This is a genomic window from Streptomyces sp. NPDC001868, assembly GCF_040297125.1.
In the GTDB taxonomy this organism is placed as follows: domain Bacteria; phylum Actinomycetota; class Actinomycetes; order Streptomycetales; family Streptomycetaceae; genus Streptomyces.
Window position 1 is genome coordinate 21,556 of sequence record NZ_JBEOYO010000024.1, and the last position, 26,686, is coordinate 48,241.

General features: G+C 72.4%; 26 protein-coding genes. 17 read left to right on the top strand and 9 right to left on the bottom strand.

All coding sequences use genetic code 11. From position 1 onward, the window contains the following. Window positions 1-24: 24 nt before the first annotated feature. From ABT147_RS26060 to ABT147_RS26110, 11 genes are all read left to right on the top strand, one after another. On the top strand, window positions 25-651 hold the full coding sequence (locus tag ABT147_RS26060; RefSeq protein WP_351410278.1) for an NUDIX domain-containing protein: 627 nt from the start codon (window positions 25-27) through the stop codon (window positions 649-651). Window positions 652-912: 261 nt separating this feature from the next. After that, on the top strand, window positions 913-3,003 hold the full coding sequence (locus ABT147_RS26065) for a tetratricopeptide repeat protein (RefSeq protein ID WP_351410280.1): 2,091 nt from the start codon (window positions 913-915) through the stop codon (window positions 3,001-3,003). Window positions 3,004-3,169: 166 nt separating this feature from the next. Beyond that, window positions 3,170-4,294, top strand: coding sequence for an alanine dehydrogenase (gene ald, locus ABT147_RS26070; protein WP_351410282.1), 1,125 nt, complete (start codon window positions 3,170-3,172; stop codon window positions 4,292-4,294). Window positions 4,295-4,696: 402 nt separating this feature from the next. Continuing rightward, the gene (locus tag ABT147_RS26075) at window positions 4,697-5,824 is read left to right on the top strand and encodes a ParA family protein (protein ID WP_328840009.1); all 1,128 of its coding nucleotides are present in this window, start codon (window positions 4,697-4,699) and stop codon (window positions 5,822-5,824) included. Beyond that, complete coding sequence (locus ABT147_RS26080) at window positions 5,809-6,387, top strand: hypothetical protein (RefSeq protein ID WP_351410285.1); 579 nt, start codon at window positions 5,809-5,811, stop codon at window positions 6,385-6,387. The genes ABT147_RS26075 and ABT147_RS26080 overlap by 16 nt, the downstream gene beginning before the upstream one ends. Window positions 6,388-6,405: 18 nt before the next feature. Further along, complete coding sequence (locus ABT147_RS26085) at window positions 6,406-7,599, top strand: segregation and condensation protein A (protein WP_351410287.1); 1,194 nt, start codon at window positions 6,406-6,408, stop codon at window positions 7,597-7,599. Then, window positions 7,596-8,249, top strand: a complete 654-nt coding sequence (gene scpB, locus ABT147_RS26090; protein WP_351410289.1) for an SMC-Scp complex subunit ScpB — start codon at window positions 7,596-7,598, stop codon at window positions 8,247-8,249. Before ABT147_RS26085 ends, scpB begins: the two co-directional genes overlap by 4 nt. Further along, complete coding sequence (locus ABT147_RS26095) at window positions 8,249-9,370, top strand: pseudouridine synthase (RefSeq protein WP_351410291.1); 1,122 nt, start codon at window positions 8,249-8,251, stop codon at window positions 9,368-9,370. The genes scpB and ABT147_RS26095 overlap by 1 nt, the downstream gene beginning before the upstream one ends. A 201-nt stretch (window positions 9,371-9,571) precedes the next feature. Then, the gene (locus tag ABT147_RS26100) at window positions 9,572-10,297 is read left to right on the top strand and encodes an NUDIX hydrolase (RefSeq protein WP_351410460.1); all 726 of its coding nucleotides are present in this window, start codon (window positions 9,572-9,574) and stop codon (window positions 10,295-10,297) included. Beyond that, window positions 10,297-11,319 (top strand): ADP-ribosylglycohydrolase family protein, encoded by a 1,023-nt coding sequence (locus ABT147_RS26105; RefSeq protein WP_351410293.1) that lies wholly within the window; start codon window positions 10,297-10,299, stop codon window positions 11,317-11,319. The genes ABT147_RS26100 and ABT147_RS26105 overlap by 1 nt, the downstream gene beginning before the upstream one ends. A gap of 3 nt (window positions 11,320-11,322) precedes the next feature. Then, a complete protein-coding gene (locus ABT147_RS26110; RefSeq protein ID WP_351410295.1) occupies window positions 11,323-12,084 on the top strand; it encodes a nucleotidyltransferase domain-containing protein in 762 nt (253 codons plus the stop codon). Here the strand turns inward: ABT147_RS26110 and ABT147_RS26115 are convergent. The 4 genes from ABT147_RS26115 to ABT147_RS26130 are packed head-to-tail and all read right to left on the bottom strand — an operon-like array spanning window position 12,001 to window position 14,537. Then, on the bottom strand, window positions 12,001-12,816 hold the full coding sequence (locus ABT147_RS26115) for a nucleotidyltransferase domain-containing protein (RefSeq protein ID WP_351410297.1): 816 nt from the start codon (window positions 12,814-12,816) through the stop codon (window positions 12,001-12,003). The genes ABT147_RS26110 and ABT147_RS26115 overlap by 84 nt on opposite strands. Before the next feature lie 22 nt (window positions 12,817-12,838). After that, the gene (locus ABT147_RS26120; protein ID WP_351410299.1) at window positions 12,839-13,273 is read right to left on the bottom strand and encodes a Rieske (2Fe-2S) protein; all 435 of its coding nucleotides are present in this window, start codon (window positions 13,271-13,273) and stop codon (window positions 12,839-12,841) included. Further along, window positions 13,270-13,851 (bottom strand): DUF6529 family protein, encoded by a 582-nt coding sequence (locus ABT147_RS26125; RefSeq protein WP_351410301.1) that lies wholly within the window; start codon window positions 13,849-13,851, stop codon window positions 13,270-13,272. The genes ABT147_RS26120 and ABT147_RS26125 overlap by 4 nt, the downstream gene beginning before the upstream one ends. Then, window positions 13,848-14,537, bottom strand: coding sequence for a hypothetical protein (locus tag ABT147_RS26130; protein WP_351410303.1), 690 nt, complete (start codon window positions 14,535-14,537; stop codon window positions 13,848-13,850). Before ABT147_RS26130 ends, ABT147_RS26125 begins: the two co-directional genes overlap by 4 nt. A gap of 270 nt (window positions 14,538-14,807) precedes the next feature. On the opposite strand from ABT147_RS26130, the gene aroH reads away from it, so the two are divergent. The 5 genes from aroH to der all read left to right on the top strand — a co-directional run bounded on the left by aroH (window position 14,808) and on the right by der (window position 19,492). Further along, a complete protein-coding gene (gene aroH / locus ABT147_RS26135) occupies window positions 14,808-15,170 on the top strand; it encodes a chorismate mutase (protein WP_351410305.1) in 363 nt (120 codons plus the stop codon). Then, window positions 15,167-16,252 (top strand): prephenate dehydrogenase, encoded by a 1,086-nt coding sequence (locus ABT147_RS26140; RefSeq protein ID WP_351410307.1) that lies wholly within the window; start codon window positions 15,167-15,169, stop codon window positions 16,250-16,252. The genes aroH and ABT147_RS26140 overlap by 4 nt, the downstream gene beginning before the upstream one ends. 286 nt (window positions 16,253-16,538) lie before the next feature. Further along, window positions 16,539-17,216 (top strand): (d)CMP kinase, encoded by a 678-nt coding sequence (gene cmk, locus ABT147_RS26145; protein WP_351410309.1) that lies wholly within the window; start codon window positions 16,539-16,541, stop codon window positions 17,214-17,216. Continuing rightward, on the top strand, window positions 17,213-17,923 hold the full coding sequence (locus tag ABT147_RS26150) for a lysophospholipid acyltransferase family protein (protein WP_502983158.1): 711 nt from the start codon (window positions 17,213-17,215) through the stop codon (window positions 17,921-17,923). Before cmk ends, ABT147_RS26150 begins: the two co-directional genes overlap by 4 nt. 108 nt (window positions 17,924-18,031) lie before the next feature. Continuing rightward, a complete protein-coding gene (gene der / locus ABT147_RS26155) occupies window positions 18,032-19,492 on the top strand; it encodes a ribosome biogenesis GTPase Der (protein WP_351410313.1) in 1,461 nt (486 codons plus the stop codon). 101 nt (window positions 19,493-19,593) lie between these two features. Here the strand turns inward: der and ABT147_RS26160 are convergent, their stop codons facing one another. Next, the gene (locus ABT147_RS26160; protein WP_351410315.1) at window positions 19,594-19,962 is read right to left on the bottom strand and encodes a hypothetical protein; all 369 of its coding nucleotides are present in this window, start codon (window positions 19,960-19,962) and stop codon (window positions 19,594-19,596) included. 226 nt (window positions 19,963-20,188) lie between these two features. Continuing rightward, the gene (locus ABT147_RS26165; protein WP_351410317.1) at window positions 20,189-20,965 is read right to left on the bottom strand and encodes a DUF8842 C-terminal domain-containing protein; all 777 of its coding nucleotides are present in this window, start codon (window positions 20,963-20,965) and stop codon (window positions 20,189-20,191) included. A 536-nt stretch (window positions 20,966-21,501) separates the two neighbouring features. Between ABT147_RS26165 and ABT147_RS26170 the strand changes: the two genes are divergently transcribed. Next, window positions 21,502-22,179, top strand: coding sequence for a LysM peptidoglycan-binding domain-containing protein (locus ABT147_RS26170; protein WP_351410318.1), 678 nt, complete (start codon window positions 21,502-21,504; stop codon window positions 22,177-22,179). Window positions 22,180-22,210: 31 nt separating this feature from the next. Here the strand turns inward: ABT147_RS26170 and ABT147_RS26175 are convergent, their stop codons facing one another. The 3 genes from ABT147_RS26175 to ABT147_RS26185 are packed head-to-tail and all read right to left on the bottom strand — an operon-like array spanning window position 22,211 to window position 26,555. After that, entirely contained in the window at window positions 22,211-22,852 is a 642-nt protein-coding gene (locus ABT147_RS26175) for an ATP-binding cassette domain-containing protein (RefSeq protein ID WP_351410320.1), read from the bottom strand. Further along, window positions 22,849-26,064 (bottom strand): ABC transporter permease subunit, encoded by a 3,216-nt coding sequence (locus tag ABT147_RS26180; protein ID WP_351410322.1) that lies wholly within the window; start codon window positions 26,062-26,064, stop codon window positions 22,849-22,851. The genes ABT147_RS26175 and ABT147_RS26180 overlap by 4 nt, the downstream gene beginning before the upstream one ends. Next, the gene (locus tag ABT147_RS26185; protein ID WP_351410324.1) at window positions 26,064-26,555 is read right to left on the bottom strand and encodes a hypothetical protein; all 492 of its coding nucleotides are present in this window, start codon (window positions 26,553-26,555) and stop codon (window positions 26,064-26,066) included. The genes ABT147_RS26180 and ABT147_RS26185 overlap by 1 nt, the downstream gene beginning before the upstream one ends. Window positions 26,556-26,686 lie beyond the last annotated feature (131 nt).

The window sequence follows — 26,686 nt, forward strand, 5'->3', positions numbered from 1 at the left end:
GTACGTGTGGGAGGACGAGTCGACATGACGATCAAGGACACCGCCGAGGAGTGGGAGGTCCGGGCGAGCGAGACGCCGTTCGTCGGCAAGAAGACCTCCGTGCGCACCGACGACGTGGTCATGCCCGACGGTTCGGTCGTCCGCCGCGACTACCAGGTCCACCCCGGCTCCGTCGCCGTCCTCGCCGTCGACGACCAGGACCGGGTCCTGGTCATCCGGCAGTACCGCCACCCGGTCCGCGAGAAGCTGTGGGAGATCCCGGCGGGGCTGCTGGACGTGCCGGGGGAGAACCCGCTGCACGCCGCCCAGCGCGAGCTGTACGAGGAGGCGCACGTCAAGGCTGAGGAGTGGCGGGTGCTGACCGACGTCTACACCACTCCCGGCGGCTGCGACGAGGCTGTGCGGATCTTCCTGGCGCGGGATCTCTCCGAGGCCGAGGGGCAGCGGTTCGAGGTGGAGGACGAGGAGGCCGACATGGAGTTGGCCCGGGTGCCGCTGGACGAGCTGGTGCGGGGGGTGCTCGCGGGGGAGCTGCACAACAACTGCCTTGTGGTGGGGGTGCTTTCGCTGGTCGCCGCGCGCAGTGGGGACGGGGTGGAGTCGTTGCGGGCGGCTGAGGCGCCTTGGCCTGCGCGGCCGTTCGAGAATTAGGGGTTCTTGGGGTCGTTGGTGAACTGCGGGCCGTCTGTGGCTGGTCGCGCAGTTCCCCGCGCCCCTGAAAGCAAAAGCGTCCGGGGCGCGGCTCTTCTTCACGGCAACCCGACCACATCAGTCGTACGATCTGCTGATCCGATCGAGCGACCTCACCGCCCCGCTCCGCCCAGATCGTCGCAGAGCGTGAACTAGGCTCGGGAAACGCCCGAACCGGAGAACCGGCGGGCTTGCTCGTGCGGTGGGACGGGAGCGTGGCCCGTGGTGGATCAGGCGGTGGACCTCGGGGGCGCCCGGGTGTCCGGAACAGGGCGGCCCGCGGCTGTCGAGGCCGCCCCCACGGACAGTCAGTTCCTCGGCCGGACAAGAGAGTTGAAGGAACTGCGGGCCGACATCGACCGGGCCGGCCTCAACACCCTCGCAGGCCGCAAGGCGCCCCACGCGCGCGTGCTGCTCATCGCCGGCCGGCCCGGCTACGGCCGGACCGCGCTCGCCGAGGAACTCGTCCGCCAGGTTACCGACGGTTACCCCGATGGGGTGCTGCGGGCCCGGCTCACCGAACCCGACGGCACCCGGGTGCCGATCGAGCGCGCCGCGCGTGACCTGCTCGGGGAGCTCGGAGTGCCGGCCCCGGCGGGGGCCGACGAGGACGACCTCAGTGAGGCCCTGCGCGAGGCGCTGGCCGACCGCCGGGTGGTGCTCCTGCTGGACGACGCCGCCGACGCCGAGCAGGTCGACGCGCTGCTCCCGGACACCCCCGACTCCCTCGTCGTGGCGGTCTCCGAGGGGCCCCTGACGGGCATCTCCGACGTCCGCCCGTGCACTCTGGGCGGACTGGACACCAAGTCCGCCGTGGAGCTGCTGGAACGCTTCAGCGGCTCGGTGCGCATCACCGTGGACCCGCGCTCGGCCGAAGGGCTCGCCGAGGTGTGCGGGGCCCAGCCCGCCGCGCTCCGGCTCGCCGGGGGCTGGCTGGCCGCCCGGCCTTCCGCCGCCGTCTCCGACCTGGCCAAACAACTGCGCGCCGAGGACGACGACAGCCCGCCGCTCGCCAAGATCCTCAAGCTGGCGTACGCCTCGCTGCCGACCGCCGCCGCCCGGATACTGCGCCTCCTCGCGCTCGCCCCGGCGGGCCTGGTCGACCCGCACATCGCCTCCGGGCTCGCCGGCTGCTCGGTCGGCGCGGCCCGCACCACGCTGGACGACTTCGTGGCCCTCGGCTTCCTGCACCAGGCCGATCCGGCGCTGCCGCAGTACGAGGTCCCCGGCTGCCTCCAGCCGCTGCTGTGGTCCCTCGCCGAGAGCCAGGAACGGCCGGGCGAGCTTCGCCTCGCCCGCGCGCGGATGCTGGAGCGGACGGTACGGCTGCTGCAGTCCTGCCGGGCCATCACCGAGACCGACAGCCCGCTGGCCCGCGAGAAGCTCCTCGCGATGCCCAAGGCGCTGCGGTTCCCGACCCCCCGGGCCGCCGAGGAGTGGCTGCGCGTGCGCCGCCCCGCGCTGCTCGCCGCGGCCCGGCTCGCGGTCGCCGACGGGGAGCTGGACACCCTCGCCCGGCGCCTGATGTCCCAGCTGGTCCGGGCGATGGTGGCGCACTTCGGCACCCGGGCCGCCGCCCCCGACCTGTACGGCATCCACGGGCTCGTCCTCGATGTCGCCGAGCGCCGCCGGCTGCCCCGCGAGGAGGCGGCGGCGCTGCTGAACCTCGGCGACCTGGACGCCCGTACCGGCCGTACGAAGGCGGCGCTGGCCCGCTACCGGGCCGCGCTCGACGCCGGACGGCGGGCGAACGACCCGTACGCGACCGGCCGCGCGATGGAATCCGTAGGCGGCGCGCACCAGGAGCTGGAGGACTACGAACGGGCCGCCGACTGGTACGGCAGGGCGCTCGCCCAGCGGCTCGCCCGGGACGAGCGCGAGGACGCCGCCCGGCTCTACGGCCGGATCGCCACCGCGTACACCTACGCGGGCCGCTACGGCGAGGCGCTACGCAACTGGAGCTCCGCGCTCACCGGCCACCGCCGGCTCGGCGATGTGGGCGGCCAGGCAAGGGCGTTGAGCGAGATGGCGCGCGTCCAGGAGTACGCGGGACGGCCCGAGGAGGCGCTGCGGACCTGCCAGGAGGCGGCGGAGTGGGCACGGCGCGCCGACGACACCCGGCTGCAGGCGGCGATCCAGCTCCGGATCGCCGACACCCTGGAGCGGCTCGGCGACCCGGCGGCGGCCGGACTGCACCGGGGAGCCGCTGAGCGACTGCTCGGTGACGAGGTCCCGGACCCCGAAACCAACGAGATCGAGCCGGAACACAGCTCTAACGCCTGCGAAATCCGTAGTGCATCCGCGAAAGATTGATGCATTGAAAGGCTAGACAGCGGGGACACCTTCATTAGACTGGCTGCGCCGCCGGTTCTCCTGCGGTGTCTCCCGGTGCGCTCCGATGCGTACGGGTATGTCCTGCATCGCGTGGGCATGTTCCGCCCGCGCGTGCGAGCCCCCACACCCCTCCGAGCCAAGGACCGTGATCGACGTGAAGGTCGGCATCCCCCGCGAGGTCAAGAACAACGAGTTCCGGGTGGCCATCACCCCCGCCGGCGTGCACGAGCTGGTGCGCCACGGCCACCAGGTCGTCATCGAGCAGGGCGCCGGTGTCGGCTCGTCGATCCCGGACGCCGAGTACGTCACCGCCGGCGCCGAGATCCTGGCCACGGCCGACGAGGTGTGGGCCGCCGCCGACCTGCTGCTCAAGGTCAAGGAGCCCATCGCCGAGGAGTACCACCGCCTCCGCAAGGACCAGACGCTCTTCACCTATCTGCACCTGGCCGCCTCCAAGGCGTGCACCGACGCCCTCGTCCTGTCGGGCACCACCGCGATCGCGTACGAGACGGTCGAGCTGCCCAATCGCGCGCTCCCGCTGCTCGCGCCGATGTCCGAGGTCGCGGGCCGGCTGGCCCCGCAGGTCGGCGCCTACCACCTGATGCGGGCCAACGGCGGCCGCGGTGTGCTCCCCGGCGGTGTGCCGGGCGTGCTCGCCGGCCGGGCCGTCGTCATCGGCGGCGGCGTGTCGGGCTGGAACGCCGCTCAGATCGCCATCGGCATGGGCTTCCACGTGACCCTGCTCGACAAGGACATCAACAAGCTCAAGGAAGCCGACAAAGTCTTCGGTACGAAGATCCAGACCGTCGTCTCCAACGCCTTCGAGCTGGAGAAGGCGTGCCTGGAGGCCGACCTCGTCATCGGGGCCGTCCTCATCCCCGGCGCCAAGGCCCCGAAGCTGGTCACCAACGAGCTGGTGTCGCGGATGAAGCCGGGAAGTGTCCTTGTCGACATCGCGATCGATCAGGGCGGCTGCTTCGAGGACTCCCGCCCCACCACCCACGCCGAGCCGACCTTCCCGGTCCACGAGTCGGTCTTCTACTGCGTCGCCAACATGCCCGGCGCGGTGCCCAACACCTCCACCTACGCGCTGACCAACGCCACGCTGCCGTACATCGTGGAACTCGCCGACCACGGCTGGGCCGAGGCCTCGCGCCGGGACCCCGCACTGGCCAAGGGGCTCAACACCCATGACGGCAGGGTCGTTTACCGCGAGGTCGCCGAGGCGCACGGCCTGGAGCACGTCGAGCTGGCGTCGCTGCTCGGCTGACCGGCTGTTTTTAAGTCACCTTTCGGTAAAAGGCGATACGTCAACACAGGTCGTCAACAGCACCTTCCCGGCCGGATCTTGCCCGACAAGGTCCGGCCGGATGTGTGTATGGTCACTTTGCGACACTCGCGCAACTCGCCTCGAACGTAACCGTTCGGATGTTTCGCGCACCGGTGAAACCTGCCGTGCGACGGCCCTACGCCCTTGACAGCCGCATGTTTCATTGCCGACACATCGGGCCGGGTCCGGCGGATTGTGTTGCTGCGGACCGCCGACACGCCATAGAGTCGCCAGCTGTCGGCATGGTGCCACGCTGACCTATCTAGAAGTTTCCTGGTCACCAAGGAGGTAAGACGACTTGTGAATGAGTCGACATTTACTCCCGGGGGTGGTCAACCAGGAATGCCTGCGCCGGTCTCGGGCCCTATGGGGTTCGCGGCTGTCGGCTCCGTCGCTGTCCGCACCTTCGCAGCCCACCAGAGTCCGCAGGCAACTCCGACAGCACTCCAGAGCATGGATGGCCTACACGTGAACGCCATGGCCGGCGACGGAAGTGGCGGGGTCCACAACCACTTCGCCGACTACGACGAGCTGCCCGACGGGCACTTCTACGACCCCGACGCCGAGTACGAGCCCGATCCGGAGTACGCGGCCACGCTCGCGCCCGACGCGGCCCGCCAGCGCCGCGAGCGCATCGGTCCGACCGGTCGCCCGCTGCCGTACTTCCCGATCCCGGGCCCGCTGACCGACCACGGGCCCGCGAAGATCATCGCGATGTGCAACCAGAAGGGCGGCGTCGGCAAGACCACGTCGACCATCAACCTGGGTGCCGCGCTCGCGGAGTACGGCCGCCGGGTCCTGCTCGTCGACTTCGACCCGCAGGGCGCCCTCTCGGTCGGCCTCGGCGTGAACCCGATGGAGCTCGACCTCACGGTCTACAACCTGCTCATGGAGCGGGGCATGTCGGCCGACGAGGTCCTGCTGAAGACCGCGGTCCCCAACATGGACCTGCTGCCGAGCAACATCGACCTGTCCGCGGCCGAGGTCCAGCTGGTCTCCGAGGTCGCGCGCGAGTCCACGCTGCAGCGGGCGCTCAAGCCGCTGCTGGCCGACTACGACTACATCGTGATCGACTGTCAGCCCTCGCTCGGCCTGCTCACCGTGAACGCGCTGACGGCCGCACACAAGGTGATAGTGCCCCTGGAGTGCGAGTTCTTCGCCCTGCGCGGAGTCGCACTGCTGACGGAGACCATCGAGAAGGTCCAGGAGCGGCTCAACCCCGACCTGGAGCTCGACGGCATCCTCGCCACGATGTACGACTCGCGCACCGTGCACAGCCGTGAGGTCCTCGCACGTGTCGTCGAGGCGTTCGACGAGCACGTCTACCACACGGTCATCGGGCGCACGGTCCGCTTCCCGGAGACCACGGTCGCCGGTGAGCCGATCACCACGTACGCCTCCAACTCCGTCGGCGCCGCCGCCTACCGTCAGCTCGCCAGGGAGGTGCTCGCCCGGTGTCACGCCGAGTGAGTCTGCCGGGGGCCGACGAACTCTTCCGTACGACAGGGGGAATGGCGCTGCAGCCGTCCACTCCCCGGCGGGGGGCCAACGGAGAAGCCCGTGTGCCCGCTCCCGCCGGGGACAGCGACGGGGCCGCCGGAGCGGAGGACGCGCCGCCGTCCGTGCCCGTACAGGGCGGTGACGGCGAGGGGTCCGAGCATGTGGCCGCGGACGCCGAGTCCGACGGTGAACAGCCGCGCAGTCGTTCCGCCGCGGCCGGGTCCGAGCGGGCCGCCGCGGGTGGGCGTCCGCCCAAGCCGCAGGAAGGTTCTGCCGCCGGTGCGCCGCGCAAGCGGGGGCGGGGTTCCGGGCGCCGGCCCAGTGGGCGGGAGCGGCACGACGAGAAGATCACCGTGTATGTCTCCGCCGAGGAGCTGATGGACCTCGAACACGCGCGGCTGGTGCTGCGCGGGGAGCACGGGCTCGCCGTCGACCGTGGGCGGATCGTGCGGGAGGCTGTCGCCGTGGTGCTGGCGGATCTGGAGTCCCGTGGGGACGCGAGCATCCTCGTACGACGGCTTCGTGGGCGGTAGAGGTAGCCTGCGGGGGCTATGACCTCGTTTGACTCCTCTGGCGCCGGCTCGGCCTCCGGTGGTTCCGCCGGTCGTCGGCGTGCGCTGGGGAAGGGGCCGGCCGCTCCGCCTTTGGCTCCGCCGGCTGAGCCGGTCACGAGCGAGTCCTCGGCTGAGGAGCGTTCTTCGGCCGAGGCCGGTGGTGCGTTGTGCCCACCCTCCCCCACTCTCGACTTCGCTCGAGCGGGGGCACCCCCATCGCCCTACGGAACGCCTGCCCACAACGCGGGCGGCGGTGATGAGGCGTCGCCTGCTGCCGTCCCCGCCGAAGCCGAAGCCGAAGCGGTGGCCTCTGCTGTCGAGCCCGAGGAGTCCGATAACGGGGTCTTCAAGGTTCGGCTTGCCAACTTTGAGGGGCCCTTCGATCTGCTTCTTCAGTTGATCTCCAAGCACAAGCTGGACGTCACCGAGGTCGCGCTGTCCAAGGTGACCGATGAGTTCATGGCGCACATCCGGGCCATGGGGTCGGACTGGGATCTCGACGAGACGACCGAGTTCCTGGTCGTCGCCGCCACGTTGCTGGATCTGAAGGCCGCCCGGCTGCTGCCCGCCGCCGAGGTCGAGGACGAGGCGGATCTCGCGCTGCTCGAAGCCCGGGATCTGCTGTTCGCGCGGCTGCTGCAGTACCGGGCGTACAAACGGATCGCGGAGATCTTCAACCGGCGGCTGGACGAGGAGGCGCGGCGGTATCCGCGGACCGTCGGGCTGGAGCCGCAGCACGCGGAGCTGTTGCCCGAGGTGGTCATCAGCATCGGGGCGGAAGGATTCGCCAGGCTGGCCGTGAAGGCGATGCAGCCCAAGCCGAAGCCCCAGGTGTACGTCGATCACATCCACGCGCCCCTCGTCAGCGTGCAGGAGCAGGCCGGGATCGTCGTCGCGCGGCTGCGGGAGCTGGGGGAGGCGTCCTTCCGGGTGCTCGTCGAGGACACCGATGACACCCTCACAGTCGTTGCCCGGTTCCTCGCGCTGCTGGAGCTGTACCGGGAGAAGGCCGTGGCCCTCGATCAGGAGACCGCGCTCGGGGAGCTGCTCGTGCGCTGGACCGGTGGGGACGAGGGCGCGGAGCCCATGGTCACGGACGAGTTCGACCGGCCGCCCGAGCTGCCCGAGTCGTCCAAGCCGTCCGGGCCGACCAAGGAGTCGTCCGGGTCGTCCGAGGAGGAGAAGGCGTGAGCGAGGAGAGAACCGAGGTGCCCGCGGGTCTGCGTACCGTCGCCGACCTCGACCTCAAGCCCGCCCTGGAGGCCGTCCTCATGGTCGTGGACGAGCCCGCCACGGTGGAGCATCTGAGCAAGATCCTGGAGCGGCCCAAGCGGCAGATCGCCAAGGCGCTCAGGGAACTGGCCGACGAGTACGCGGTCCAGGGGCGTGGGTTCGAGCTGCGGCTGATCGCCGGCGGGTGGCGGTACTACACCCGGCCCGAGTACGCCGCCGCCGTCGAGCGGTTCGTCCTGGACGGGCAGCAGGCCCGGCTGACCCAGGCCGCGCTGGAGACGCTGGCCGTGGTCGCGTACCGGCAGCCGGTGAGCCGGAGCAGGGTCTCGGCCGTGCGTGGAGTCAACTGCGACGGGGTCATGCGGACCCTGCTGCAGAGGGGTCTGGTCGAGGAGGCGGGCGCGGAACCCGAAACAGGTGCGATCCTGTACAGGACGACGAACTACTTCCTGGAGCGGATGGGCCTGCGCGGCCTGGACGAGCTCCCGGAGCTCGCGCCCTTCCTCCCGGAGGCGGAGGCGATCGAGGCCGAGACGCTGGAAGCGGTCCCGTCGTTCGATCCGGACGCTCCGGATTCCGAGGACGCAGACGACAAGACGGAACTTTGATGCGAAGCAGCAGCGGCAGGAACAGCAGCGGAAACAACGGCGGGAGCCGTGGTGGCAACAGCGGCGGCCGCGGCGGGAGCAGCGGTGGCCGCGGTAACTACCGTGGCGCCGGGAACGACCGCGACGACAAGCAGGGCGGCCGGCCGAAGAAGCCGCGCCCGGAGGAGCGGCGCTACGACGTGGGCGCCGGCGGCACCCAGGACGGCCCGAAGTCGGGGCGCGGCGCGTCCGCCCGCGGCGGTGCCAAGGGCGGCCCCAGGCAGTCCCCGACCGGAGGGCGCGGCCGCTGGGCCCCGGCGACCTCGCGTGAGTACGACGCGCGCGCCGAGGAGCGCAACCGGGAGCGGTACGCGAACAAGAAGGACGTCAAGCTGCCCAAGACCTTCCCGGGCGCCGAGCAGGAGGGCGAGCGGCTGCAGAAGATCCTCGCGCGCGCGGGCTACGGCTCCCGGCGGGCCTGCGAGGAGCTGATCGAGCAGGCGCGGGTCGAGGTCAACGGCGAGATCGTCCTGGAGCAGGGCAAGCGCGTCGACCCGGAGAAGGACGAGGTCAAGGTCGACGGGCTGACGGTCGCGACGCAGTCGTACCAGTTCTTCTCGCTGAACAAGCCGGCCGGTGTCGTCTCCACGATGGAGGACAACGAGGGCCGGCAGTGCCTCGGCGACTACGTGACCAACCGCGAGACGCGGCTCTTCCACGTCGGACGGCTCGACACCGAGACCGAGGGCGTCATCCTGCTCACCAACCACGGTGAGCTGGCGCACCGGCTGACCCACCCCAAGTACGGCGTGAAGAAGGTCTACCTCGCGCACATCGTGGGCCCGATCCCGCGCGACCTGGGCAAGCGGCTCAAGGACGGCATCCAGCTGGAGGACGGGTACGCGCGCGCGGACCACTTCCGGGTCGTCGAGCAGACCGGCAAGAACTACCTGGTCGAGGTGACCCTGCACGAGGGGCGCAAGCACATCGTGCGCCGGATGCTGGCGGAGGCCGGGTTCCCGGTCGACAAGCTGGTGCGCGTCGCCTTCGGGCCGATCACCCTCGGCGACCAGAAGTCGGGCTGGCTGCGCCGGCTGTCGAACACCGAGGTCGGGATGCTGATGCAGGAGGTCGACCTCTAGATTCCACCGGATTCCGTTCGGAATCCTTGGCCGCGTTCGAGCGGTGGGCCGGTCCCGGGTTTGCCTCCGGGGGCGGCCCTTTGCCGTTCCCGGCCCCGCTCTTGGGCTTCCTTTCCCCGTAAAAGGGTTGTGCCCGGGCGCTCGCAAGGTTTATGGTCGTTATGACTATTAGTCATGGTGACCATAAAGGGGGTGGTGGGCATGGCCTCACCCGAGGGCTACGACAAGTACGCCTACGAGCCCTTCGCCGTCACCGTCGACCTGGCCGTCTTCACCGTCCGCGCGGGCACCCTCCAGGTGCTGCTCGTCGAGCGCGGGCAGGAGCCGTACGCGGGACGCTGGGCGCTGCCCGGCGGGTTCGTGCTGCCGGACGAGTCCGCGGAGGAGGCCGCCTGGCGCGAGCTCGCGGAGGAGACCGGGGTCACGGACGTCCCCGGGCTCCACCTGGAGCAGTTGCGGACCTACAGCGAACCCGGCAGGGACCCCCGGATGCGGATCGTCACCGTCGCGTTCGCCGCGCTGTTCCCGGACCTGCCCGCCCCGCACGGCGGCGGTGACGCGGCCCAGGCCCAGTGGCTGCGGTTCAACGCCATCGGCCCGCTCGCCTTCGACCACGACCGCATCCTCGCCGACGCCCACGAACGCGTCGGCGCCAAGCTCGAATACACCTGTCTCGCCACCTCCTTCTGTCCGCCCGAGTTCACCCTCGGCGAGCTGCGGCAGGTCTACGAGACCGTGTGGGGCACTCCGCTCGACCGGCCCAACTTCCGGCGCAAGGTGCTGGCCACGCCGGGCTTCGTCGAACAGGTGCCCGGCGCCGCCCGCCTGACCGGCGGTCGCGGCAAGCCCGCCGCGCTGTATCGAGCGGGTGGGGCCACCGCCCTGCACCCGCCCCTGCTGCGACCCACCTCGGAAGGACGGTCCTGATGACCATGACGCTGCGTACGAAGCGCTCCGCCACCGGTTCCCTGCTCGGTCTCGCCCTCGGTGACGCACTCGGCTTCCCGACGGAGTTCAACGACATCCCGTCGATCCTCGCCAAGTGCGGCCCCTGGCGGAAGATGGAGCTGCCGAAGCCCGCGCTCGTCACCGACGACACCCAGATGACCCTGGCGCTGGCACACGGGCTGCGCGCGGCCATGGACCGCGGCTCGCTCGGCGCCGAGGCCCTGGAGCGGGCCGTCCGCAAGGAGTTCGTGGAGTGGTCCCGCTCCCCGGAGAACAACCGCGCCCCCGGCCACACCTGCATGGTCGCCTGCGGCCTCCTCGCCGTCGAGCGCCACCCGTGGCAGTTCGCCAGCCAGATCGGCTCCAAGGGCTGCGGCGCCAACATGCGGGTCGCCCCGCTCGGTCTGATCGGCCCGCTCAGCGACGAACAGCGCGCGGGCGCCGCCCAGTTGCAGGCCGCCCTCACCCACGGGCACCCCACCGCGCTCGCCGCCTCCGACCTCACGTGCCACGCGATACGGCTGCTCGCCCAGGGCGTCGAACCGATGGGGCTGGTGGGCCGGCTGCGCTCGTACGCGTACGACAACCGCTCCCGGTACCACGCGCGCTGGCTCGGCGACCTGTGGACCTACAGCCATGACCCCTCGCCCGAGCACTACATCTCCCGGGGCTGGGACGAGTGCCTGGAGGCCCTGGACCGCGTCCAGGAGGCCCTGCGGCTCCCGTCGCCCGAGACCGACCCCTGCCTGGCCACCGGGGAGGGCTGGATCGCCGAGGAGGCCCTCGCCACCGGGCTGCTGTGCTTCCTGCTCTTCGTCGACGAACCCGTCACCGCGCTGCGCCGCGCCGCCTGCACCTCGGGCGACTCCGACTCCATCGCCTGCCTCACCGGCGCGTTCGCGGGCGCCTATCACGGGCCGGACGCCTGGCCCGCCGAGTGGGCCGACCGGATCGAGTACCAGGGCGACCTCGTGTCGCTGGGGGCCCTCTGGGACGCTTGAGGGATGACGGACACCCTCGACCTCGACCTGGCCCCGGTGGTGGCGGAACAGCCTGACCCTTTGCTCTTCGCCACCGTCTCCGGCGCCCATCTGTACGGCTTCCCCTCGCGCGACTCGGACGTCGACCTGCGCGGAGTGCATCTGCTGCCGGCGGCCGAACTGGTCGGACTGCGCGAGCCGGAGGAGACCCGGTCGAGGACGTGGGACCGGGACGGTGTCGAGATGGACCTCGTCACCCACGACCTGCGCAAGTTCGCCCGGCTGATGCTGCGCCGCAACGGCTATGTGCTGGAGCAGTTGCTCTCCCCGCTCGTCGTGCACACCGGTGAGGCACACCGCGAACTGATCGCGCTCGCCCCCGGCGTGCTCACCCGTCACCACGCGCACCACTACCGGGGGTTCGCCATCACACAGTGGCGGCTCTTCGAGAAGACCGGTGAACTCAAGCCGCTGCTCTACACGTTCCGGGTGCTGCTCACCGGCATCCACCTGATGCGCAGCCGCGAGGTGCGGGCCCATCTGCCCACCCTGCTGCCGGAGGTCGAGGAGGCCCCCGCGTACCTCCCGGACCTCGTCGCGGCGAAGGCGGCCCTGGAGCACGGCAAGGCCGACGTCGACCAGGAGCGCGTCGCGGAGGACGTGGAGCGGTTGCAGGGTGTGCTGGACCGGGAACAGGCTCTGTCAGCGCTGCCGGAGAACCCGTCCGCGTACGACGCCCTGCACGACTTCGTCGTCCGGGTCCGCCTGGAGGGGCTGAAGGGCTGAGCCGGACTGCGGGGTTGCACCGGTCTGCTGGTCCGAGCCGGAGCGAAGGGCCGACGCGCGTCGGGTCCGTACGACGAAGTCCTCGACGCGGGCCCGGTCCGGCTCCGCCGGCAGGGGGCTGCGGTCGGCCGCCTCCTCGGCCTCCGTGGCGAGGCGGGTCATCCAGGACTCGACCCGGGCCCACGGCACCTCGCCGCGCTTCACCGCCAGCAGGGGCTCGCGCTGGTCGCCCACGTCGATGGTGAGCGCGCCCGTGCGCAGCAGGTCCCGGCAGCTCATCAGGAGGCGGAGCAGATGCATGGCGTGCTTCCAGCGGGGGACGCCGTGCGAGCGGACGTCCGCGTCGAGCTTCTTGCGCTGCCCGAGGGCGTACCGGGCGAACGTCTCGTGCGCCTGGCGGGAGAGGAACGCCTCGCGCAGGGCCAGCAGTTCGCGGCCGGTGGCGTCGGCGTGCTCCACCAAGGGGGAGTGCAGGCACTCCAGGATGTTCGGGTTGGCGCGCAGCGCCAGATGGCAGAAGCGCTCCAGCTCCCAGGCGAACTGCTCCTCCGCCGGGCCCTCCACATGCGTCGGCGGCTTCTCGAAGCGCCAGAACAACTCGGTGGGGGCCAGGAAGACACCCCGCAGGTCCGTGTCGCTGTCCTCCGTCGCGAGACCGAAGGCCCGCGACCCCATCACACAGGCGTAGATCGTGTGGTCGCGGACCAGGGCGTGCGGGTTCGGGGGCTGCATGCCCGGGAGCGTACGGGGTGACTCAGGCCAGCTGAATCGAATTTCCCGCGACCTCGATCTCCTCGGCGGGCAGCGGCTCGGTCGCCGGTCCCTTCACCACCGCACCATTCGTGATCTTGAACTTGCTGCCGTGGCAGGCGCAGTCGATCGTCTCGTCCGAGACACTGCTGACGATGCAGCCCGCGTGGGTGCAGACCGCCGAGAAGGCCTTGAAGGCGCCCTCCTCGGGCTGCGTCACGACGACCTTCCGATCCTTGAAGATCTTGCCGCCGCCCACCGGGATGTCGGCCGTCTTCGCCAGCTCCTCGGCGGCCCCGCCCGTGCCGGTGTCCTCGGGCGAGGTCTCCTCCTGGGAATCGCCGCCGTCGTCCCCGTACTCGCCGCACCCCACCAGCAGCGCCGCCGTGCCCGCCGCGCCGGTCGCCAGCACCGTGCGCCGCGTCGAACCCATCGTCATGTCGTCACTCCGAACGTGCGGAAGAACCAGAGGGCGGAGGTCAGCCAGACGACCGTGAGCGCGGTGAAGACGAGACCGCCGACGATCGGCAGGAGCCAGCCGGGGAGTCGCTCCGAGCGGAGCAGCAGCATCTTCGCACTGAAAACACCGAAGAAGAAGCAACCCAGGAGAGAGTGCCACAAAGCGCGCGATTCGTACGTCTGGAAGCCGAGGGCGTACAGACAGTGCACCGCCACCGGCACCGCGATCAGGAACGCCGCCCGCCCCGACCAGCGGTGCAGCACCCCCGACCAACTCGGGCCCGGCAGCCTGCCGTACAGCATCAGCGCCGACGTCAGCTGGACGAGCGCGAAGCCGAACGACGCCGTCGCCAGCCAGGACTTCACGGCGCCCGTGCTGCTGAAGCCCGCGAGGTTGAACGCGGTGCCCGCCGGGTCGTGCACCTTGCCGTAGGCGCCGAGGCCGACCGCGACCGCGCAGGCCACGAGTGCCGGGACCAGATAGCGGGCGGCGCCGGGGGCGGGGGCGGGCCGCGGGGAAGGGAAGTCCTGGGTGGCGGCGTTCGGGTCGACGGTCATGAGCTGCTCTCCGGGGTGACGGGGCGGGCCGTGAGCTGTCGTCCGTCGACCGTCACCGCGCCGGTCTCCGGGTCGATCTCCGGGGCCGCCGAGGGCTTGCCGTCGCGCTTGACGATGCCGACCTGGCGGCCGTCCGGCAGCACGATCCAGCCGCCGTCGACCTCGGCCCCGCGTACGTTGGCGGTGGCGCGGTACAGCGCGGACTCGCCGGTCTCGGGCGCCGTGAAGCCGTACTCCAGGCCGCCGATGTCGACCGTGCCGCTGACGCTCGCGCCCTTCAGCGTGCCGTTCAGTTCGGCGCCGTCCTTGCTCGTCAGCCTCATACCGCCGTCGTCCTCGACGTCGCCCCTGAGCCAGGACTCCTTGTCGCGGCCGTCGCAGAAGTACGCGACCGCCCTGCCGTCGCGCAGGGTGACGGCGATCGCCGCGGAGTCGTCGTCGGTGCGGCCCGCGTAGTCGGCGTCGGCCGGCGGGGCGGCTGTCGGGCTCGGCGACGGTGAGGTCTTCGCCGGCGACGGGCTCGGTGACCTGCCGGGTGACCTGTCCGGCGACGCCGAGGCGGGTGGTGGGTCGTCCGTGGTGGAGGACGAGGTGGCACGGGTCCCCGTCGTCGCGTTGAGCGACAGCACGAACAGGGCCAGCACCAGCCCGCCGAGCAGGGTGAGAAGTGGTCCGGAGCGCTTCATACGAGCCTCCCCCGAGGCGTGGCGCGGACGGCCTCCCCCATGCAAGCGGACCCTCGGGACGGCGTCCAGGGGCGCACGGAGGTATTTCACCCCAAGTGGCGGGACAGTGACGTTCGCGTGACATTGTCAGGGTCTGCGGTAGTGATCCGCGACCGGGGCGCCCTCCCGGGCCGGGCGTCTCGGCAGGCGGGCGCCGCGCACCGGCCCGGGGCCCGCTGACTACGCTGGACGTAACGACAGTCGGGACGTACATCAGCGAGGAGCAGAGCCGTGGCGGTACGAGCGGTCCGGGGCGCCGTCCAACTCGAACGGGACGAGGCGGGGCACATGGACGAGCAGGTGGGCGAGCTGCTCACCGCGGTCCTGGAGCGCAACGGACTCACCCCGGACGACCTGATCAGCATCTGGTTCACGGCCACCCCCGACCTGCACAGCGACTTCCCGGCCGCCGCCGCGCGCAAGCTCGGCATCGTGGACGTCCCGCTGATCTGCGCCCAGGAGCTGGACATCGCGGGCGCCATGCCCCGGGTCGTACGGATCCTCGCGCACATCGAGTCCGACCGGCCCCGCTCCGAGATCGCCCACGTGTACCTGGGCGCCGCGGCCGCACTCCGCAAGGACATCGCCCAGTGAGGACCGCCCTCGTCATCGGCACCGGGCTGATCGGCACCTCCGCCGCCCTCGCCCTGGCCCAGCGCGGAGTCACCGTCCACCTCGTCGACCACGACCCCGAGCAGGCCCGTACGGCGGCCGCGCTCGGCGCCGGTACCGACGAGGCGCCCGAAGGCCCCGTGGACCTCGCGATCGTCGCGGCCCCGCCCGCGCATGTGGCCGCGACCCTCGCCGACGCCATGCGCCGGGGTCTCGCGCGCGGCTACCTCGACGTGGCCTCCGTCAAGGGCGGCCCACGGCGTGAGCTGGAGGAGCTGGGCCTCGACCTCTCCTCCTACATCGGCACCCACCCCATGTCGGGCCGCGAGAAGTCCGGGCCGCTGGCCGCCACCGGTGACCTCTTCGAGGGCCGGCCCTGGGTGCTCACCCCGACCCGGGACACCGACACCGAGGTCCTGAACCTCGCCCTGGAGCTGGTCTCGCACTGCCGGGCCGTCCCGGTGGTCATGGACGCGGACGCCCACGACCGGGCCGTCGCCCTGGTCTCGCACATGCCGCACCTCGTCTCCAGCCTGGTCGCCGCGCGGCTGGAGCACGCGGAGGAGGCGGCCGTACGGCTGTGCGGGCAGGGCATCCGGGACGTGACCCGGATCGCGGCCTCCGACCCGCGTATGTGGATCGACATCCTCTCCGCCAATCCCGGGCCGGTCGCCGACCTCCTCGCCGATGTCTCCGCCGACCTCGACGAGACCGTCCAGGCCCTGCGTGCCCTCCAGGCCTCCGACGAGGCCAAACGGCGTGAGGGCGTCAGCGGTATCGAGGACGTCCTGCGGCGGGGCAACGCGGGGCAGGTGCGGGTGCCCGGCAAGCACGGGTCCGCTCCGCGGGTCTACGAGGTGGTGGCGGTGCTGATCGACGACCAGCCGGGGCAGCTGGCGCGGATCTTCGCCGATGCGGGGGCCGCCGGGATCAACGTCGAGGACGTGCGGATCGAGCACGCCACCGGGCAGCAGGCCGGGCTGGTGCAGTTGATGGTGGAGCCGAAGGCGGCGGTGGTGCTGACGGGGGCCTTGCGGGAGCGGGGCTGGGCGATTCGGCAGTAGGGGGTCGGTGCGCGGCGTGGGTTTTCCGCCCCCGCCGCCCCTACCCGTCCCATCCCCGGGGCTCCGCCCCGGACCCCGCCGGGGGCTGCGCCCCCTGGCCCCCGCTTTCGGCCTGGACGGCCTCGTCCTCAAACGCCGGACGGGCTGGAAAGGCTGGGCGGTGCTGGAAGGGGCACCGGTGGGGGCGCTGGAGGGGCGGCCGGATGGGGTACGCGCACCCAGTACCCTTGTCCGGGGCGTCTTCCGTCCCGCCCCACCTACCTCGGACCAGGAAAGGTGCTCCCCAGTGGAACGCGCCACAGTGATCGTTGCCATCGACGGCCCCTCCGGCACGGGCAAGTCGAGCACCTCGAAGGCCGTGGCCGCGCAGCTCGGGCTGAGCTACCTGGACACGGGGGCCCAGTACCGGGCGATCACCTGGTGGATGGTCAACAACGCCATCGACATAGACGACCCGTCGGCGATCGCCGACGTGGCGGGGAAGCCGGAGATCGTCTCGGGGACCGACCCGTCCGGGCCGACCATCACCGTCGACGGCACGGATGTCGCCGGGCCGATCCGCACCCAGGAGGTCACCTCCAAGGTCAGCGCGGTGAGCGCCGTCCCCGAGGTGCGGGCGCGTATCACCGAGCTGCAGCGGTCCATCGCGGCGGGCGCCGAGAACGGCATCGTCGTCGAGGGCCGTGACATCGGTACGACCGTGCTGCCGGACGCCGACCTGAAGATCTTCCTCACCGCATCCCCGGAGGCCCGCGCCGCCCGCCGCAGCGGTGAGCTGAAGGGCTCCGACGTCCAGGCGACCCGTGAGGCCCTGCTCAAGCGGGACGCGGCCGACTCCAGCCGTAAGACGTCGCCGCTCGCCAAGGCGGACGACGCGGTCGAGGTGGACACCTCGGACCTCACCCTCCAGCAGGTCATCGAGTGCGTCGTCACCCTCGTCGAGGAGAAGCGGGCGGGCAAGTGAGCGAAGCCTCCGCGGACCGGGCCCCGTCGGCCCGGGCGACCTCGGCCGGGACACCGCCGGCCGGGGCTCCCTCGTCGCGCGGCGCCGAGGTGGGCCGGCGTATCGGTGTCGGCCTGATGTACGGGCTGTGGAAGCCGCGCGTACTGGGCGCCTGGCGGGTCCCCACGACCGGCCCGGTGATCCTCGCCCCCAACCACTCCCACATCGTCGACGGCCCGATGGTCATCGGCGTGGCACCCCGGCCGTCGCACTTCCTGGTCAAGAAGGAGGCGTTCGTCGGGCTGCTCGGCCCGTTCATGCGCGCCGTCGGCCAGGTGGAGGTGGACCGTTCGACCGCCGACCGCACCGCCATCACCCAGGCGCTCGCCGTCCTGGCGAACGGCGGCGTGCTCGGCATCTTCCCGGAGGGCACCCGCGGCGAGGGCGACTTCGCCTCGCTGCGCGCCGGGCTCTCCTACTTCGCCCTGCGCAGCGGCGCGCCGATCGTCCCGGTCGCCGTACTGGGAAGCACGGAGCGGCGCGGACGGTTGGTCAAGGCACTGCCCCCGCTGCGCTCCCGCGTCGACATCGTCTTCGGCGACCCGTTCGAGGCGGGCGACGGCAGCGGACGGCGTACACGCAAGGCACTCGACGAGGCGACCGTGCTCATCCAGAAGCAGCTCGGCGCCCACCTGGACCATGCCCGGCGGCTCACCGGCCGCCGGTAAAACGCCGGGCGTCCGATCGGGCGCTGGGCGACACTGAGTAGTGGATTGTCCGGCGGACACGCCGGGCGCTCCACCGATCACCACGATGAACTACGAGGTACGGACTTCATGAACGACCAGTTTCCCTCCGAGCACGAGCACGGAGAGCTTGGCGACGCCGAGTACGCGGAGTTCATGGAGCTCGCCGCGGTAGAGGGCTTCGACATCGAGGACGTCGAGGGCGCGATCGAGGAGGCGGGCCACGGTCCGCTGCCCGTCCTCGCCGTCGTCGGCCGCCCGAACGTCGGCAAGTCGACCCTGGTGAACCGCATCATCGGCCGTCGCGAGGCCGTCGTCGAGGACAAGCCCGGCGTCACCCGCGACCGCGTCACCTACGAGGCCGAGTGGGCGGGCCGCCGCTTCAAGGTCGTCGACACCGGCGGCTGGGAGCAGGACGTCCTCGGCATCGACGCCTCCGTCGCCGCCCAGGCCGAGTACGCCATCGAGGCCGCCGACGCCGTCGTGTTCGTCGTCGACGCCAAGGTCGGCGTCACCGACACCGACGAGGCCGTCGTCCGGCTGCTGCGCAAGGCCAACAAGCCCGTGGTGCTCTGCGCCAACAAGGTCGACGGCCCGAGCGGCGAGGCCGACGCCACCGCCCTGTGGTCCCTCGGCATCGGCGAGCCGCACCCGGTCTCCTCGCTGCACGGCCGCGGCACCGGCGACATGCTGGACGCCGTCCTGGAGGCCCTGCCGGAGGCGCCCGAGCAGAGCTTCGGCACAGCCGTCGGTGGCCCGCGCCGTATCGCGCTCATCGGCCGTCCGAACGTCGGCAAGTCCTCGCTCCTCAACAAGGTGGCGAACGAGGAGCGCGTCGTCGTCAACGAGATCGCGGGCACCACCCGTGACCCGGTCGACGAGCTGATCGAACTCGGCGGTATCACCTGGAAGTTCGTCGACACGGCGGGCATCCGCAAGCGCGTCCACCTCCAGCAGGGCGCCGACTACTACGCCTCGCTGCGCACCGCAGCCGCCGTCGAGAAGGCGGAGGTGGCCGTCATCCTCATCGACGCCTCCGAGTCCATCTCGATCCAGGACCAGCGGATCGTGACGATGGCCGTCGAGGCGGGCCGCGCGCTCGTCATCGCCTACAACAAGTGGGACACCCTCGACGAGGAGCGCCGCTACTACCTGGAGCGGGAGATCGAGACCGAGCTCGGCCAGGTCGCCTGGGCGCCCCGGGTCAACGTCTCGGCACGCACCGGCCGCCACATGGAGAAGCTGGTCCCCGCGATCGAGACGGCCCTCGCCGGCTGGGAGACCCGGGTTCCCACGGGCCGCCTGAACGCCTTCCTCGGCGAGCTGGTCGCCGCCCACCCGCACCCGATCCGGGGCGGCAAGCAGCCCCGCATCCTCTTCGGCACCCAGGCCGGCACCAAGCCCCCGCGCTTCGTCCTCTTCGCCTCCGGCTTCATCGAGGCGGGCTACCGCCGCTTCATCGAGCGCCGGCTGCGCGAGGAGTTCGGCTTCGACGGCACCCCGATCCACATCTCGGTGCGGGTGCGCGAGAAGCGCGGCAAGAAGAAGTAGCGGTCCGAGTACATGAGGAGGGCGGCTGCCCGAAGGTCCGGTGACCTCGGGCAGCCGCCCTCCTCATGTGTCCCTGCGCGCCGCTTCGAGTCTCTTCGTGGTCAGAGGCCCCGGCGTGGGTTCGGGGGCAGGGGCGACGGGATGTGGTGCATCCCCGTGTGTCCGGTGGGAATCCGCCCGACCGGCTGCCACACGGCCGCCGTCGTGGCCGTGTGACCGGGCTGGGTCTCTCGCTGCGTGGCGAGATGCCCCGCCGCGTGCCGGGCGCCGTACGAGCCGGAGTTGTACGAGCCCGTGCCGTGCTGTCCGCCCGAGCCGTGGGTGAGGTTCCCGAAACCCGTGAACCCCAAGCCCTCCTCCCCGTGCCGGTCGCCCGGCAGGGACCGATAGGTTCTGACCCACTCCGCGTAGAGCATGTCGTAGATGGGCGTGGCCGAGGGGCCGCCCGAAGGATCCTGAGTCGGCCGCATGGACGGGATCGACTGATAGGACTGGCGGCGGGGAACGTCAAATGCGTGCACGTCTGTGCCAACGACCCCGCCCCGGAAGAGATGCGCTCCCTCAACCATTCAGCCTCCGGGGCGCTGCTGTTTTCAGGGGCGCGGGGAACTGCGCGACCAGCCCCGTACGACCCGCAGCCGGCCGACCAGCGATCAACCTACGGCGAAACTCCGAGCGCGCACCCCCGGCGCAGAATCAGGTCCCGGCCAGCGGCAGGGTCGCCGCCACCAACTTCCCGTTCGCCGCCGCCTTGTCGAGCGCGTCCCGCAGCAGATCCTCCCGCGGCTGCCGCCCGATCGACCCCACGGGCGCCGCGAACATCAGCACCTGCTGATGCTTGTTCGCGGCCGCCCGCCACGCGTCGGCGACCTGCAGCGCCTGATGGGCCTGCCACCACGCGACCGGCGAACCCCCGGGGGTGCCCGGCTGCAGGATGGCGTGCAGCTGACCCATGGCGAGCAGGACGGACCAGCCGTGCAGCACGGGCGGTACGGAGTCGATCTGGGGGAGCGGCATGAAGCCCTGCTCGATGAGCAGTGGCAGGAAGTCGTCGCCGGCGCCGGTCGTGCCGGGGCGGGCGATGGGGGCGGTCGGCTCGACGACCAGCGCCGGGTGCAGTTCGCCGCTGAGCAGGATCAGCCCGCTGGTGACGCCGAGCACCGCCTGCTCGGGCGCGGCCTGGGCCTGGGCCGGGCTGTCCCCGGCGATGGAACGGGCGGCGCCCTGCAACTGCTCCTCGGTGACCTGGACGACCTGGGAGGGCAGACAGGTGGCGTGGGCGAAGGCGAGCACGGCTGTCTCGTCGCCGACGAAGAGGACGGTGCTGGTGCGCTCCTGCTCGGAGTCGCCGGGGGTGCGGCACGACGTGCAGTCGTAGCCGCCGGGGGCGTTCTCTCCGGCGAGCAGCCGGTCGGCTTCTACGTCGCCGATCTCGGCGCGTACCTCGTCGCTGACGTCGAGCATGCGCGGCACGGTGGCTCCTCGGGATGCGGTGCGGTGTCGGTGCCGGGTGGCGCCCGGCCCATGAGCACGGAGGTTCCGGCTCATGAAGGAGACAACGGACGATCTGTGGCCGGAGTCACGCCCGATGACGAACGGAATCGAACCAACCGCAGCGCAGGGTGAATCCCTGGGCGGAATCGGTTACTCCGCGCCAACTTCCCGAGGCTCCGGCGAAGTTGGCCCGGTGAAGTGGGTCACAGGCCGACCGGGGTCTTGGTCGACATATCCGGAAATCAGGGAATGAAGTGGGTGGCCGGAATTGGTCGCTACTCGCGGTAACGGCGAACTGGCCTCGTATGACAAGCGATTGCTTGCTGACAACCCGTCAACCTCTCTACATTCCCGGCCGTGTGCAACGAGCACCGCTCGGGTACGTCCGCCGGCCGCGCAGAGCCAGACAGCGCGCAGCACCACCTCCGGCGGACGGGGCGGAGCGCGACACCCGCGTCCCCGCGCGGGAAGCGCCCCGCCTTTGGGGGACCCCGGGTCCGTGGAGAGGAATCTTCATGTCCGAATGTGCCGATACCACGCGCGGCAGCGCTCGCAGGACGCGTACGACGGCGGTCCTCGCCGGGGCGGCGTTGCTCGCCCCGCTCGGGCTCCTGGCCGTCACCGGCAGCGCCTCGGCGGCCGACAGCGGAGTGTGGGACCGCATCGCCAAGTGCGAGAGCGGCGGCAACTGGCGCATCAACACCGGCAACGGCTACTACGGCGGCCTGCAGTTCTCCGCCTCCACCTGGCGTGCCTACGGCGGCACCGCCTACGCGGCCACCGCCGACAAGGCCTCCAAGGCCCAGCAGATCGCGATCGCCACGAAGGTCCAGCGCGCCCAGGGCTGGGGAGCGTGGCCCATCTGCTCCGGTCGCGCCGGAGCGTCCGGCAGCGCGCCCGCGGCGCCCTCCACCGGCTCGGCCGCCGGCAAGCCGACCCGGCCGGCCGACTCCGCCGGGTCCGGGAAGCCCGCGAAGTCCGCCAAGTCGGCTCCCGCGAAGACACCGGCGCGCCCCGCCGGCCACCCGGACCGCAGCGCGTCCCGCGGTGACTACACCGTCCGGCAGGGCGACACGCTCAGCGGCATCGCCACCCGGCACGGCACCACCTGGCGACAGGTCTACGCCGCCAACAAGGCCGTCATCGGCGGCGACCCGAACATGATCGTGCCCGGTCAGCGACTCGACCTCTGACCCGACCGGCTCGCTCCCTCCCCGCGCCCTGTCAGGCGAGTTCGGCCGCCTCGCCGCCGAACGCCAGTGCCCCGCGCCGCAGTTCGTACACGAGAACGCCCGGCACCTCGCGCAGGCCCGGCGGCAGGCGCTGTTCGGCGACGACCACACAGGCGTCGAGGCCGCTCAGCAGCTCGTACGTGCGGGCCGCGACCGCCGGTGACATGCCCTGGGTGGGCTCGTCCACGAGGACGACACGCGCGCGGGCCGACAGCGCGCGGGCGAGGGCGAGCATGCGCTGCTCACCGCCGGAGAGCGTGCCGGCGCGGCGGGGGAGCAGGGGTTCGATCCCCGGATAGGCGTCCAGGGCGTACGAGAGGTCCGGCGCGGCGAGTTCGAGGTTCTCGCGCACGGTGAGCGAACCGAAGACGGCCCGCCGCTCCGGTACGAGGACCAGGCCCCGCCGGGCGCGCTCGTACGCGGGCGTCCTGGTGATGTCGGCCCCGTCCCACACCACGGCACCGCCGGAGAGCGGCACCGTGCCGGCGAGGGCCCGCAGCGCGGTCGTACGGCCGGAGCCGTTGCGGCCGAGCAGCACGGTGACGCCGGGGCCCGGGGCGGTGAGGGTGAGCCCGTGCAGGGCCTCCAGCGGGCCGTAGCGGACGCGGGCGTGACGGAGGGAGATGAGAGTCATCGTCCGACCGCCTGGTCGGGCGGGTCCGGCGGGCCGAGGGCGCCCGGTGGACCGAGGACGTGGTCGGCGGGTCCGGAGGTGACGATCCGGCCCGCCGCCATGACGTGCACGACGTCCGCGAGGTCCGCGACGAGGTCGAGGTCGTGCTCGACGACCAGCAGGGCCATGCCGTCGTCGGCGAGGGCGCGCAGCACCCGGGCGAGGGCGGCCACCTCGGCCGTGTCGAGCCCGGCGGCCGGCTCGTCGAGCAGCAGCACCCGAGGGCTTCCGGCGAGCGCCCGCGCCAGCTCGACCCGGCGCAGCGTCCCGGTCGGCAGCCCGGCCGCCGGCGCCCTCCGCACCGGCCCGTCCAGCCCGAACAGCCGCAACGCCCGCTCCACGGCCCCGGGATCGGCGATCCGCCCCTGCTCGGCGCCCACCCGGACGTTCTCGGCCACGGTCAACGACGGGAAGACCGCCAGCTGTTGAAAGGTCCGGGCGATGCCGAGCCGGGTACGGGCGTGCGCGGGCAGCCGGGTGATGTCCCGCCCGCCGAGGCGCACCTGCCCGGCGTCGGGCCGCAGTGTCCCGGCCAGACAGTGGAAGAGCGTGCTCTTCCCCGCACCGTTGGGTCCCACCACCGCGCTGACCCGCCCCGGAAGAACATCGAGATCGACACCGCCGAGGGCCGCGAACTCGCCGTAGCTGAGGTGGAGGCGGCGGGCCTGGAGGGAGGGAGAAGGGGAGGACGAGGGGGAGCGAGTAGGGGCGGGGCGCGGGGTGCGGGCGGACGGGGTGGGGCCGGGGGCAGGGCGGGGCGGGGCGCCCGTGCGGGCCTCGGGCGGGTGCTCGGTGCGCGTGCCGGTGCCGGTGCCGGTGCCGGTGCCGATGCCGGTGTCGGCGTCGGTGTCGGGCGTGGGCGGTCTGTGGACGTCGTCGATCCGCTCCCCGGCGTGGTCCCCGGGCCGTACGCCGCCAGGCTCGCCCGTGCTGGGCTCGGTTCCGCCCGTGTCGGGCTCGGTCCCGCCCGTCTCATGCCCGGCCTGGTCGTCCTGCCCGTCTCGCGATGAGCGGTGGGCCTCGGGCGTGGGCTGTCCGGGGCCGGTTCGGACCCGCCTCCGGCCCTTGCCCGTGCCTTCGCGGTCCTGCGGGTGGCCGGTCGCGGGTCGGCTCGCGGCGGGGTCTCGGGCAGTGGCCCCGGCGCCCGCGTCGCGGTCCGCCCCGCCGACGCCCCCGGCCGCTGTCGAGGCGTCCGTCGGCCTCGTGACCTCGGGCACGTCCCGCCGCGCCCGCGCGACGCCCCGACCGCCCCCTGCCGAACCGTCCGTCGGGCGGACAGCCACCGCACTGCCGTGCCCCGTCGGCCTTCCGGCCCCCACCCGCACCCGCTCCCGAGCCCGTACCCCCGCCGCCGTCAGCTCGCGGTGGCCCCCGGCCCCCGGTCGCAGCCGTACGAGCCCGGTCCGCACCGCCTCGTAGGGGCCGCCGGGGAAGCGGCCCACCAGGACGGCCAGGACGCCGATGACCGCCGCGGCCACGCCGCCCTCGGTGCCCGCGTCCAGGCCCACCAGCAGGGCCGCCGCGGCGAGGGCGCCGAGTGTGCTGTCGGCGCCCAGGACGACGATCGCGGCGAACCAGAGGAGGCCGCGGACGGGGTCGTAGGCGGCGGGGTCGAAGGCGCGGACACCCATGGCGAGCATGCCGCCGCCGAGGGCGGCGAGGGCGGCGCCCGTCACGAACGCCGCCAGCTTCAGCGACGGGACGCGTACACCCGCCGCCGACGCCCCCGACTCGTGGTCCCGCAGCGCGGCGAGGGCCCGCCCGGTGCGGCCCCGGCGAAGGGCGTGGGTGGCCAGGAGCGCCAGGGACAGCAGGCCCAGCTCCAGCACGTAGTACGCGCGGTCGCCCTCGAAGCCCGGGGGGCGGGTGACGGTGAGGCCCGAGACCGCGTACGGCTGGGCGAAGACGAAACGGCTCACGCCGACGCCCACGGCGAAGGTGGCGAGGGCCAGTGCGAGGCCGTGGCGGCTGATGGCGGGCCAGCCGGTCAGCAGGCCGAGGGGGGCCACCAGAAGGACGGCCACCAGGAGTGCGGTGAGTTCGGGGAGGGCGGGGAGGAAGGGGAAGCGGCCGGCTGCCAGGAGTGCCGTGAACAGGGCGCCCAGGCCCGCGTACGCCGCCTGGCCCAGGGAGATCTGACCGCCCCGGCCCGTCACCACCACCAGGGAGAGCAGGATCACGCCCAGCGCGGGCACCTGGACGGACGTGTGCAGGTCCCGGCCCGCGAAGCCCAGGGGGATCAGGAACAGCAGGACCGCCACGATCCAGGCACCGGCGGGTGTCCCGACCCGCGCGGTAGCCGTGCGTGGCAGCGCGTCGCGCGTGCCCACGCCGGGCAGGACGAGGGCCGTGACGAGGAGGGCGACCACGAAGAGATTGGCGCCCACGGCCTGGAGCAGTGGCTCCGCCCAGCCCGACGGATGGAACCGGGTCAGCTGGCTCTGCGCGATCCCGATGCCCAGCGCCACCACCACGGCCACCGGGAGGCTGCGCATCCGGGCGGCGACCGCCACGGCGACCACCTCCATCACCAGCAGCGGCAGGCCGTACGGGTCGAGGCGTACGTACGGGGCCAGCAGGACGCCCGTCAGGCCCGCCGTGAAGGAGCCGAACGCCCAGCCCGCGGCGGCGACCCGGTCCGCGTCGACGCCACCGAGGACGGCGAGGGAGCGGTCGTCCACGACGGCGCGGAGTTCGCGGCCGAAGCGCGTCCAGCGGGTGACCGCGCCCACGGCCGCCGCGACCGCCACGGCCACCGCCAGCTGCCCCCACGGGTCGGCCGACACCAGCGTCGGCGCGTCGTCCCGCGCCCCCTGGCCCCACAGCAGCGCGGCCCCGCCGACGAGGAGGACGAAGACGCCGATGGAGGCGACCAGGGTCTGCGCCGGGTCGCCGCCGAGCACGGCGAGCGGGCGGAAGACGAGGCGTTCCAGGGCCAGGCCGATCGCGGGGGCGACCAGCAGCAGGGTCACGAGGGCGCCGAGCCAGAGGGGCCACCCCCACTCCACGGTGCACTGCCGCAGCAGATACGCGCACACCATGGCGATCGCCCCGTGCGCGAAGTTGAGCACCCCGGTCGCCCGGTACGTCACGATCAGACCGATTCCGGTGAGGGCCGCCGCGCTGCCGACCGAGAGCCCGGCCAGCGTGAGGTCGTACGTCAGCGACGCCATCAGCCCTCCGCGGGCCCGGCCGGGTCGCTTCCGGAGGGCGCGTCGCAGATCGGGCACGGCCGCAGTTCGCCGCCTGCCAGCACCCGGGAGTCCACCGGCACCGCCTCCGCCTTGCCGGCCACCAGCGGGCAGTCCGCGCGGTGCCAGAGGGTGCCGCCGGGCACCATCAGCAGCGTGCCGCTGGTGGCGAGGGGCGCGGACACCGCCGGCCCGGGAGTGTCGGCCGGCTCGGCGGCGACCAGGAGGCCGTACAACTCCTCGACCCGCGTGGCGGCCAGGGCGTTCCGGCCGTGGGCGAGGAGGATCGCGCCCGCGACGATCAGCGCGGCGCCGGGGACCGTGCAGGAGGCCAGATAGGGGAGCTGCCGTTCGGCGAAGCGCTCACCCGAGACGCCGTACCAGCCGACGACACACAGGACCGCGCCGCCGGCGAGCGAGGCCCAGCCGGCCCACAGGACGGGGTGCACGGTCCGCAGTCGGGCTGTCCGCATCCGGGGCATCCGGGGCTCCCACACGTCGTGTGTCTGTCCATCGCAGCCGATGGCTTGCACTATGCCTTCTGCAAGCTGACCCTGAAAGAACCGGGCGCGTGCCGCCCGGTCCGACACCCGGTGGTGAGCCA

Excerpts from the sequence above, each read along its gene's own strand:
- ABT147_RS26130 (WP_351410303.1), bottom strand. The coding sequence starts at position 14,537 with ATGAAGCGCTCCGGACCACTTCTCACCCTGCTCGGCGGGCTGGTGCTG.
- ABT147_RS26105 (WP_351410293.1), top strand. The coding sequence starts at position 10,297 with ATGACCATGACGCTGCGTACGAAGCGCTCCGCCACCGGTTCCCTGCTC.
- ABT147_RS26185 (WP_351410324.1), bottom strand. The coding sequence starts at position 26,555 with ATGCGGACAGCCCGACTGCGGACCGTGCACCCCGTCCTGTGGGCCGGC.
- ABT147_RS26115 (WP_351410297.1), bottom strand. The coding sequence starts at position 12,816 with ATGCAGCCCCCGAACCCGCACGCCCTGGTCCGCGACCACACGATCTAC.
- ABT147_RS26170 (WP_351410318.1), top strand. The coding sequence starts at position 21,502 with ATGTCCGAATGTGCCGATACCACGCGCGGCAGCGCTCGCAGGACGCGT.
- ABT147_RS26100 (WP_351410460.1), top strand. The coding sequence starts at position 9,572 with ATGGCCTCACCCGAGGGCTACGACAAGTACGCCTACGAGCCCTTCGCC.
- ABT147_RS26175 (WP_351410320.1), bottom strand. The coding sequence starts at position 22,852 with ATGACTCTCATCTCCCTCCGTCACGCCCGCGTCCGCTACGGCCCGCTG.
- ABT147_RS26085 (WP_351410287.1), top strand. The coding sequence starts at position 6,406 with ATGACCTCGTTTGACTCCTCTGGCGCCGGCTCGGCCTCCGGTGGTTCC.
- ABT147_RS26095 (WP_351410291.1), top strand. The coding sequence starts at position 8,249 with ATGCGAAGCAGCAGCGGCAGGAACAGCAGCGGAAACAACGGCGGGAGC.
- ABT147_RS26060 (WP_351410278.1), top strand. The coding sequence starts at position 25 with ATGACGATCAAGGACACCGCCGAGGAGTGGGAGGTCCGGGCGAGCGAG.
- ABT147_RS26075 (WP_328840009.1), top strand. The coding sequence starts at position 4,697 with ATGCCTGCGCCGGTCTCGGGCCCTATGGGGTTCGCGGCTGTCGGCTCC.
- ABT147_RS26160 (WP_351410315.1), bottom strand. The coding sequence starts at position 19,962 with ATGCGGCCGACTCAGGATCCTTCGGGCGGCCCCTCGGCCACGCCCATC.
- ABT147_RS26120 (WP_351410299.1), bottom strand. The coding sequence starts at position 13,273 with ATGACGATGGGTTCGACGCGGCGCACGGTGCTGGCGACCGGCGCGGCG.
- ABT147_RS26180 (WP_351410322.1), bottom strand. The coding sequence starts at position 26,064 with ATGGCGTCGCTGACGTACGACCTCACGCTGGCCGGGCTCTCGGTCGGC.
- ABT147_RS26110 (WP_351410295.1), top strand. The coding sequence starts at position 11,323 with ATGACGGACACCCTCGACCTCGACCTGGCCCCGGTGGTGGCGGAACAG.
- ABT147_RS26125 (WP_351410301.1), bottom strand. The coding sequence starts at position 13,851 with ATGACCGTCGACCCGAACGCCGCCACCCAGGACTTCCCTTCCCCGCGG.
- der (WP_351410313.1), top strand. The coding sequence starts at position 18,032 with ATGAACGACCAGTTTCCCTCCGAGCACGAGCACGGAGAGCTTGGCGAC.